Here is an 8,786-nt window from a genome sequence, read left to right as displayed (position 1 = left end):
GGCCGGCCGCCGACCACGGGCACGCTCGGCCCACCCACGCGCTTCATGCCGGGCGCGCCTCGCTCAGCACGCGCCGCACCGCGCCGCGCCAGGCGCCCTGGCGTTCATCGGCCTCGGCCCGCGCCATCATCGGCAGGAAGCGGCGTTCCAGGCGCCAATGCGCGGCACCCTCGCCGGGGGCGGCCATCAGCCCCGCCTGCAGGCCGGCGAGCCAGGCGGCGCCCATGGCGGTGGTCTCCAGCACGGTTGGCCGGTCGACCGGCATGCCGAGCAGGTCGGCCAGGAATTGCATCGTCCAGTCGCTCGCCACCATGCCTCCATCCACGCGCAGAATTTGCGGTGCGCCGCCCGGCCAATCCGCGGCCATTGCCTCGATCAGGTCCCGCGTCTGATAGCCCACGCTTTCCAGCGCCGCGCGCACGATCTCGCCACGCCCGGTGCCGCGGGTGAGACCCAGGATCGCGCCGCGCGCCCCGGCATCCCACCACGGCGCGCCCAGCCCCGTGAAGCCGGGGACCAGGATGACGCGCTGGGCCGGGTCGGCCGCGCGCGACAGCGCATCGGCCTCGCTCGCATGGGTGATGATGCCGAGCCCGTCGCGCAGCCATTGCAGCGCGGCCCCAGCCACGAAGATCGCGCCTTCCAGCGCATAGCAGCGCAACCCGCCCAGCTGCCAGGCGATGGTGGTGAGCATGCGGTGGGAGGAGGCGACGGCGGTCGGCCCGGTGTTCATCAGCGCGAAGCAGCCGGTGCCGTAGGTGGATTTCACCATACCCGGCGCGAAGCAGGCCTGGCCCATCATGGCCGCCTGCTGGTCGCCGGCCATGCCGCGGATGGGCAGCGCGACGCCGGTGACGCTCGCATCGGTCATGCCGAACTCGGCGGCGTTGTCGCGCACCTCGGGCAGCAACGCGGCGGGGAGGTCGAACAGGCGCAGCAGGTCCTCGTCCCAGCACCCGCGGTGGATGTCGAACAGCAGGGTGCGCGCGGCGTTCGAGGCATCGGTCGCGTGCACGCGACCGCCGGTGAGGCGGAACAGCACAAAACTCTCGACGGTGCCGAAGCACAGCGCGCCGCGCGCAGCCGCCTCGCGCGCGCCGGGGATGGCGTCGAGCAGCCAGGCGAGCTTGGTCGCGGAAAAGTAGGGGTCGGGCAGCAGCCCGGTGCGCGCGGTGATCAGCGGCGAGGCACCCTCGGCCACGAGCCGCGCGCAGTGGTCGGCGGTGCGGCGGTCCTGCCAGACGATGGCGCGGGCCACGGCGCGGCCGGTCGCGCGTTCCCACAGCAACGTCGTCTCGCGCTGGTTGGTGATGCCGATGCCGGCGATCCGTGCGGCGTCGACGCCCTCCGCCACCTCGCGCAGCGTGGCGAGTGTGGCGGCCCAGATATCCTCGGCATCGTGCTCGACCCAGCCGGGGCTCGGGAAATGCTGCGGCAGGGCGCGGCTGGCCACGCGCAGCGGCGCGAGCGTCGCGTCGAACAGGATGGCGCGCGTCGATGTCGTCCCCTGGTCGATCGCGAGCAGCAGCGAACCATCCATGCCCTGGCCTCCAGCCTCGGGGGCGAGGATACTACGCCGCAGGAGGAACCCACCATGCCCCGCCAGCTCTACGAACTCTGCGGCACCGACCCCGCCCGGGTGTTCAGCCCCTATTGCTGGCGCACGCGCCTGGCCCTGGTGCACAAGGGCCTCGCCTTCGAGACGGTGCCGTGGCGCTTCACCCAGACGGAAGCGATCGCCTTCGCGAAGTCGGAGAAGGTGCCGGTGCTGGTCGATGGCGAGCGCAGCGTCGCCGACAGCTGGGCCATCGCGGAATATCTCGAGGACACCTACCCCGACGCGCCCTCGCTGTTCGGCGGCCCGGGCGGCCGCTCCATGTGCCGCATGATCGGCAACTGGGCGGAGAGCGTGGTGCAGGCCGGTCTGGTCACGATGATCGTCGCCGACATTCCCGCGCATCTGGACCCGGTGGACCGCGACTACTTCATCGCCTCGCGCGAGAAGCGCTTCGGCAAGCCGCTCGCCGAGGTCACCGCCGGGCGCGAGACACGCGTCGTGGAATTCCGCCGCGCGCTCTACCCGCTGCGCACCACGCTGAAGGATTTTCCCTTCCTCGGCGGTGACGCGCCGAACTATGCCGACCACAGCGTGTTCGGCGCGTTCCAATGGGCGCGCTGCGTCAGCGACTTCCCGCTGCTGGAGCCGAGCGACGCCGTCCACGCCTGGCGCGAGCGGATGCTCGACGCCTATGGCGGCGCGGCGCGCGCGACGACGGCGAGCGACGCGGCGTGACGCGCTCGCTGCTGGCGGCCGTGGTCCTGCTGGCCCTCGGCGCCGGCGCCATGGCGCAGACGCCCTACAGGCCAGGGCCGCACAACATCGTGCTGCCGGCCGACTGGCAGGCGCGCTTCATCCGCACCATCACGGTCGACAGCGCCGCGCGACGGATCATCCGCACCATCTACGTAAATCCCGAGGCCTTCGCCGCGGCGCGGCCCGCCCAGCCGCTGCCGGACGGCACCTTCCTCATCATGGCGGACCAGCGCGCGCGCCTGGATGCAGATGGCACGCCGCTGCGCGACTCGGTGGGCCGCTTCATCCCCGAGCCGGGCTGGATCGCCATCGCCGCGCAGCAACGCAACCGCGGCTGGGGCGAGGGATACCCGCCCACCTTGCGCAACGGCGAATGGGAATACGCGCGCTTCAACGGCGATGGCAGCCGCAACAATGGCCCGGTCGAGGCGTGCTTCACCTGCCACCTCGTCACCCGCGCGCAGCAGGATTTCAGCTTCGGCTTCTGGGACTTCGTGCAGGCGCGGCGATGAGCGTCGCGCAGAGGCGCGCCCCATGACGAGCGCACGTGTCACACCTGAGGGCCGCGTCACCTTCGAGGATGCCAGCTTCCGTTGCGCCCTCGGTGCCGCGGGCATCCGCGCCGTCAAGCAGGAGGGCGACGAGGCGACGCCGGCCGGCCTGCTGCCGATCCGCCGCCTGCTCTACCGCGCCGACCGCATCGCGCCGCCGGACGGGCGCCTGCCGCGCGCGCCGCTCGCCCCCGAGGATGGCTGGTGCGACGACCCGTTCCACGCCGACTACAACCGCCAGGTCACGCTGCCGCATCCGGCGCGGCACGAACACCTCTGGCGCGAGGATGCGCTGTATGACCTGATCGGGGTGCTGGGATGGAACGACACGCCGGTGGTGCGCCATCGTGGCAGCGCGATCTTCCTCCACATCGCCCGCCCCGACTACGCGCCGACGGCGGGCTGCGTGGCGCTTTCCCGGCCCGATCTGCGGCGCCTCCTCGCCATGGGCGCCTCTTCACTGGAAATTGTCGCCTAGACCGGATATTCTACGGCGATGGATGAGATCGACCGGAACATCGCCATCGCCCTGCAGCAGGATGGCAGCGCCGGCCTCGCCGAGTTGGCCAAGGTCTCGGGGCTTTCCGTCTCCGCCACCGCCGAGCGCGTGAAGCGCCTGGAGGAGCGGGGCGTCGTGCGCAGCTGGCGCGCCGACCTCGACCCGGCGCAGGTCGGTTGCCCGCTGCTCGGCTTCGTCTTCGTCGCCCTGCGCCCCGGGCGCGACGACGCCGCCTTCCGCCGCGCGATGTCGCGGCACGAGCACGTTCTGGAATGCCACCGCATCACCGGGCCATGGCACTTCCTGCTCAAGCTGCGGGTCGCCGACCTCGCCGCGCTTGAGGCCTTCCTCGACGAGGAGCTGCGCGCCCAGCCCTCGGTCGAGCGCCTCGAATCCCTCATCGCGATCGCCACCGAGAAGGAGACCGCGCTGCTCCCCGTCGCCCCCGCCACAGAGGAGGAATAGGCTGAGCCGCCGCCAGATCGAGATCACGCCGGAGCTGGTCATCCGCGCCTACCAGGCGGGGCTGTTCCCCATGGCGGAAAGCCGCGACGCGGCGCGGCTGCACTGGCTCGACCCGGCGCTGCGCGGCGTGCTGCCGATCGAGGGATTCCACCTGCCGCGCCGCCTCGCGCGCACCGCGCTGTCACAGCGCTTCCGTGTCACCAGCGACGTCGATTTCGCCGCCACGCTCGCCGGCTGCGCGGAACCCGCGGAGGGGCGCGGCGATACCTGGATCAACCCCGAGATCACCCGGCTGTTCCTCGCGTTGCACGAGGATGGCGTCGCGCACTCCGTCGAATGCTGGGAAGGCGCCACGCTGGTCGGCGGCCTCTATGGCGTGGCCCTCGGCGGCGCCTTCTTCGGCGAGAGCATGTTCTCCCGCGTGCGGGACGCCTCGAAGGTCGCGCTCGTGCATCTCGTCGCGCGACTGTCGCTGGGTGGCTTCACGCTGCTCGACACCCAGTTCCTGACCCATCACCTGACGCAGTTCGGCGCCCATGAAATCCTGCGCGCCACCTACAAGGCGCGCCTGGCCGCGGCACTCGACGTCGCGGCTCAATGGCGGGAGCCGGATCCCGCCGCACTCGATGCCACCATCCGGGCGATGCGCAGCACCGGCTGACGCCTGGACGTGCGGCGCAGCCGTGCCAGGATGAGGAAAAACCGGAGGAACGCGCATGACCCCCTATACCGTCGGCGACCTCGTCGCCGAGTTCCTGTCGCGCATCGGCGTCACCACCGCCTTCGGCATCGTCTCCGTGCACAACATCCCCATGCTGGACGCCCTCGCGCGCCGCAACGCGCTGCGCTTCGTCATGGCGCGCGGCGAGATGGGCGGCGCGCATATGGCGGATGGCTATGCGCGCGTCTCCGGCGGGCTGGGCGTGATCTTCTCCTCGACCGGGCCGGGGGCCGCCAATGCGGTGCCCGGCCTGGTCGAGGCGCGCTTCGCGGGATCGCCGGTGCTGCACATCACGGGCCAGACGGCGACGCGCTTCATCGACCGCGATACCGGCACGGTGCATGACGTCCCGGGCCAGACCGCGATGCTCGCGGCCGTGGGCAAGGCCGCGCATCGGGTGCGCAGCGCGGCCGAGGCCTACGGTGTGCTGGTGCGCGCCGCGACCGAGGCGCTGACGCCGCCGATGGGGCCGGTCTCGGTCGAGATCCCGATCGACCTGCAGCGGGCGGAGATCGCGCGCCCGGCCTCGCTCGACACGCTGGTGCTGCCGGTGCCGCCGCCGCTGCCGCCTTCCGAGGCCGCACTCGATGAGGCCGCCGAAATCCTCAGCCGCGCGACGCGGCCCATGCTGTGGCTCGGCAATGGCGCGAAGCGCGCGGGCGATGCGGTGGCGCAGCTCATGGCGCTGGGGTTTGGCGCCGTCTCCTCCTGGAACGGGCGCGGCACGGTCGCGGAGGACCACCCGATGAGCTTCGGCGCGCTGCACGGCAACGGCTCGCCGCGCATCCAGGATTTCTATGCCGGCGTCGATGCGATGCTGGTGCTCGGCTCCCGCCTGCGCGGGCATGAAACCGGGGATTTTTCCCTGAAGCTGCCGGCCACGCTCATCCAGGCCGATGTGGACCCCGCCGCCGAAGGCCGCACCTACGCCTCGAGCCTGTTCCTCCATGGCGATACAGGCCTGGTCGCCGAGGGCCTGGCGAAGCGCCTCGCCGGACGCATGGCCGTCGCGCCGGCCTTCGCCGCGGAATTCGCGGAGACGAAGCGCCGCGCCGGGGAGGAGTATCGCGCCACGCTCGGCCCCTACGCCGATTTCGCCGACCAGATGCGGGCGGCGCTGCCGCGCGACGGCGTCTGGGTGCGCGACATCACCATCAACAACTCCAGCTGGGGCAATCGCATCATGCCCCTCTACGGCCCGCATGACGGGGTGCACCCGGTGGGTGCGGCAATCGGGCCCGGCCTGCCGCTGGCCATTGGCGCCGCGCTGGCAGCGACCGGGCGCAAGACGGTGGCGATGGTGGGCGATGGCGGCTTCGCGCTCAACCAGACGGAGCTTTGGACTGCGGCGCAGGAGAACCCGGACCTCTGCATCGTGGTGATGAATGATCGCGGCTACGGCGTCATCCGCCACATCCAGGATGCCGTGGTCGATGGGCGCCGCTTCGCCGACCAGCTGGTCGGGCCGGATCTGCAGAAGCTCGCCGCGCTTGCGGGCATCCGCGCCTATCGCGTCGATGCCGGCGAGGATTTCGGCGCGACCGTGGCGCGCGCTTTGGCCACACCCGGCCCGTCACTCGTCGAGGTCGACATGATCGCGATCGGCGAACATCCGCCTTATGCGCCCTACTCGAACATGGGCAAGCACGCGGAGCGTGCCGCTCAGCGCAAGACGCGATAGGCGAGGAAGCCACCGAGGCTACCACAGGCGACGACCACCGCCATCGGCAGCGCGGTGCCGTCATGCAGCAGCCCGGTCAGCGCGCCGGCCACGGCGCCCAACGAGAACTGCAAGGTGCCGAGCAGGGCCGAAGCGCTGCCGGCCACGCGCCCGTGCGGCTGCATGGCGATCGCCGCCGAGAGCGGCAGGATCGCGCCGAGTGCGGCGATGCTCAGCGCCAGGCCGGGCAGCAGGAAGACGAGGCCGCCAGGCCCGATAGCCGCGCCGATGAGCAGCAGGACGCCGCCCGCCAATGGGACCAGCAGGGCGATGCGCAGCAGCCGCGCCGGTGACACGTGCCGCGTGGCCCAGGCGTTGACCTGCGACATCAGGATCAGACCCGCGGCGTTGGCGCCGAACACCATGGCGTAGACGCTGGGCGAGAGGCCGTGGAGCTCCATCATCACGAAGGGCGAGCTGGCGATGTAGGCGAACATCCCGCCCAGGCAGAGTGCGCCGGCCAGCGCCGGTCCCATGAAGCGACGGTCGGCGAGAAGCTGGCCGTAGACGCGCAGGATGCCCATCATGGAGTCGCGCCGGCGCCGCTCCACCGGCAGGGTCTCGGGCAGCAGGAACCACACGACGCAGGCCATCGCGGCCGCATAGGCGGCGAGCGTGGCGAAGATCCCGCGCCACCCCATCACGCTGAGCAGCCAACCGCCCAGCAATGGCGCGAGGATCGGCGCCAGCCCCATCACCAGCATCAGGCGCGCCATCAGCCGCACCGCCGCCTGTTCCTGCGCGACATCGCGCACCACGGCGCGCGCGATCACCATGCCGGCGCAGCCGCCCAGCGATTGGGCGAAGCGCAGCAGGGTGAGCTGGTCCACCGAGGTGGCCAGCGCGCAGCCGAGCGACGCGATCGCGAACAGCGCGAGCCCCGCCAGCAGCGGCCAGCGCCGGCCGAAGCGATCGCTCGCCGGCCCCATCGCCGCCTGGCCGAGCGCAAGCCCGGCGAAATAGGCGGCGAGCGTGCCCTGCATGCGCGCGGCGTCGGTGCCGAGCGACAGCGCGATGGCGGGAAACGCCGGCAGGTAGGTGTCGATCGCGAGCGGCCCCATGGCCGCCAGCCCGCCCAGGATCAGGGCGAGCCGGCGGTGTGATGGAAGCGCGGTCAAGTCCGTCGTGCCAGGCGATCCAGAAGCCGCGCATGGCTGCGCATGCCGCGATGGAAGCAGCGCAGTTCGAACTTTTCGTCAGGGCTGTGCACCTGGTCGTCATCGAGGCCGAAGCCCATCAGCAGCGTGTCGATTCCGAGCAGGCGTCGAAGGCTCTCTACAACGGGGATGGAGCCGCCGCTGCCGCAGAGCACGGCGGCGCGGCCGAACTCCTCCGCCAGGATGTCCGTGGCCGCGGCAATCGCAGGATTGTCGAGATCGACCTCCATGCCGGGGGCCTCGCCGAGGATGGTGACGGTGGCCTGCGCATCCGCCGGAAGGCGCGCAGCGACGAACGCGCGCAGCAAACCAGCGATGCGCGCGGGGTCCTGGCCGGGAACCAGCCGGAAGGACAGCTTCGCATGCGCCTCGGACGGGATCACCGTCTTGGAGCCGGCGCCCATGTAGCCGCCCCAGATGCCGTTGATGTCGCAGGTCGGCCGCGCCCACATGCGTTCCAGCGGCGTGCGGCCGGGCTCGCCCGCCGGCACCGAAAGCCCGACGCTGCCGAGGAATTCCGCCTCGCTGAAATCCAGCCCCTGCCATTGCGCGGCGAGCGTGGGCGGTAGGTCGGCGACGCCGTCGTAAAAGCCATCCATGGTCACGCGCCCATCCGGCGTGCGCAGCGCGCCGAGGATGCTGGTCAGCAGATTGATCGGGTTGAGCGCGGAGCCGCCGAACAGGCCGGAATGGAGGTCGCGCGCGGCGGCCTTCACGTCGATCTGCGCATAGACCAGGCCGCGCAGCCGCGTGGTGATTGCGGGCGTGTCGATGTCCCACATGCCGGTGTCGCTGATGATCGCGACGTCGGAGCGCAGCAGCTCCCGATTGGCGGCGACGAAGGCATCGAGGTTGTCGCTGCCGACCTCCTCCTCGCCCTCGATCAGCACCGTAACGGCGACGGGCGGCCAGCCGGCGACGGTGTGCCAGGCCCGCAGCGCCTCGACCCACATCATCACCTGGCCCTTATCGTCGACGGCGCCGCGGGCGCGGATGCGCGGGCCGTGCGGGCCATCGACCAGCACCGGCTCGAACGGCGCGCTGGTCCAGAGCTCCAGCGGATCGGCGGGCTGTACGTCGTAGTGGCCGTACAACAGCACGTGCGGCACGGCACCGCCGGGCCCGGGGTGATGCGCGACGAGGGCCGGGTGCCCGCCCGTCTCATGCACCGTCGCAGTGAACCCCATGCCTGCGAATTCGGCGCGGAGCCATTCGGCGGCGGCGCGGCAATCGCCGGCATGGGCCGGCGGCGCGCTGATGCTGGGGATCCGCAGCAGGGCGAATAGCCGCTCGCGCGCGGCATCGAGGTTGGCGTCGAGGCGCGCGAGCACCGCATCCAGCTGTTCCGTCATCGTCGCT

The 8,786-nt window shown here is 71.7% G+C and carries 9 protein-coding genes; 6 read left to right on the top strand and 3 right to left on the bottom strand.

Features of this window, described 5'->3' with window-relative positions:
- Positions 1–43: 43 nt before the first annotated feature.
- Positions 44–1,540 (bottom strand): glycerol kinase GlpK, encoded by a 1,497-nt coding sequence (gene glpK / locus GXW79_RS19460; protein ID WP_211876109.1) that lies wholly within the window; start codon positions 1,538–1,540, stop codon positions 44–46.
- 54 nt (positions 1,541–1,594) lie between these two features.
- Here glpK and GXW79_RS19455 point away from each other — a divergent pair, with 54 nt between their 5' ends.
- The 6 genes from GXW79_RS19455 to GXW79_RS19430 are packed head-to-tail and all read left to right on the top strand — an operon-like array spanning position 1,595 to position 6,231.
- Positions 1,595–2,293, top strand: coding sequence for a glutathione S-transferase family protein (locus GXW79_RS19455; protein WP_211876108.1), 699 nt, complete (start codon positions 1,595–1,597; stop codon positions 2,291–2,293).
- Positions 2,290–2,826 carry a cytochrome P460 family protein gene (locus GXW79_RS19450; protein ID WP_211876107.1) on the top strand — a complete coding sequence of 179 codons (537 nt, stop codon included), beginning with the start codon at positions 2,290–2,292 and terminating at the stop codon, positions 2,824–2,826. Before GXW79_RS19455 ends, GXW79_RS19450 begins: the two co-directional genes overlap by 4 nt.
- Before the next feature lie 22 nt (positions 2,827–2,848).
- Complete coding sequence (locus GXW79_RS19445) at positions 2,849–3,343, top strand: L,D-transpeptidase family protein (RefSeq protein WP_211876106.1); 495 nt, start codon at positions 2,849–2,851, stop codon at positions 3,341–3,343.
- 18 nt (positions 3,344–3,361) lie between these two features.
- Positions 3,362–3,829: an Lrp/AsnC family transcriptional regulator gene (locus GXW79_RS19440; RefSeq protein WP_211876105.1), complete on the top strand. Its 468-nt coding sequence runs from the start codon at positions 3,362–3,364 to the stop codon at positions 3,827–3,829.
- A 1-nt stretch (position 3,830) separates the two neighbouring features.
- Positions 3,831–4,490: a leucyl/phenylalanyl-tRNA--protein transferase gene (gene aat, locus GXW79_RS19435; protein WP_211876118.1), complete on the top strand. Its 660-nt coding sequence runs from the start codon at positions 3,831–3,833 to the stop codon at positions 4,488–4,490.
- Positions 4,491–4,545: 55 nt separating this feature from the next.
- Positions 4,546–6,231, top strand: a complete 1,686-nt coding sequence (locus tag GXW79_RS19430; protein WP_211876104.1) for a thiamine pyrophosphate-binding protein — start codon at positions 4,546–4,548, stop codon at positions 6,229–6,231.
- Here GXW79_RS19430 and GXW79_RS19425 read toward each other — a convergent pair.
- The gene (locus GXW79_RS19425; protein ID WP_246504144.1) at positions 6,213–7,388 is read right to left on the bottom strand and encodes a multidrug effflux MFS transporter; all 1,176 of its coding nucleotides are present in this window, start codon (positions 7,386–7,388) and stop codon (positions 6,213–6,215) included. The genes GXW79_RS19430 and GXW79_RS19425 overlap by 19 nt on opposite strands.
- Complete coding sequence (locus GXW79_RS19420; RefSeq protein ID WP_211876103.1) at positions 7,385–8,779, bottom strand: dipeptidase; 1,395 nt, start codon at positions 8,777–8,779, stop codon at positions 7,385–7,387. Before GXW79_RS19420 ends, GXW79_RS19425 begins: the two co-directional genes overlap by 4 nt.
- Positions 8,780–8,786 lie beyond the last annotated feature (7 nt).

The sequence above is a fragment of the Plastoroseomonas arctica genome (assembly GCF_018128965.1).
GTDB classification, from domain to species: domain Bacteria; phylum Pseudomonadota; class Alphaproteobacteria; order Acetobacterales; family Acetobacteraceae; genus Plastoroseomonas; species Plastoroseomonas arctica.
The sequence above is the reverse complement of the archived record's forward strand: the minus strand, read 5'-3'. Positions and strand labels throughout refer to the sequence as shown.

Excerpts from the sequence above, each read along its gene's own strand:
- GXW79_RS19420 (WP_211876103.1), bottom strand. The coding sequence starts at position 8,779 with ATGACGGAACAGCTGGATGCGGTGCTCGCGCGCCTCGACGCCAACCTC.
- glpK (WP_211876109.1), bottom strand. The coding sequence starts at position 1,540 with ATGGATGGTTCGCTGCTGCTCGCGATCGACCAGGGGACGACATCGACG.
- GXW79_RS19455 (WP_211876108.1), top strand. The coding sequence starts at position 1,595 with ATGCCCCGCCAGCTCTACGAACTCTGCGGCACCGACCCCGCCCGGGTG.
- GXW79_RS19430 (WP_211876104.1), top strand. The coding sequence starts at position 4,546 with ATGACCCCCTATACCGTCGGCGACCTCGTCGCCGAGTTCCTGTCGCGC.
- GXW79_RS19440 (WP_211876105.1), top strand. The coding sequence starts at position 3,362 with ATGGATGAGATCGACCGGAACATCGCCATCGCCCTGCAGCAGGATGGC.
- GXW79_RS19445 (WP_211876106.1), top strand. The coding sequence starts at position 2,849 with ATGACGAGCGCACGTGTCACACCTGAGGGCCGCGTCACCTTCGAGGAT.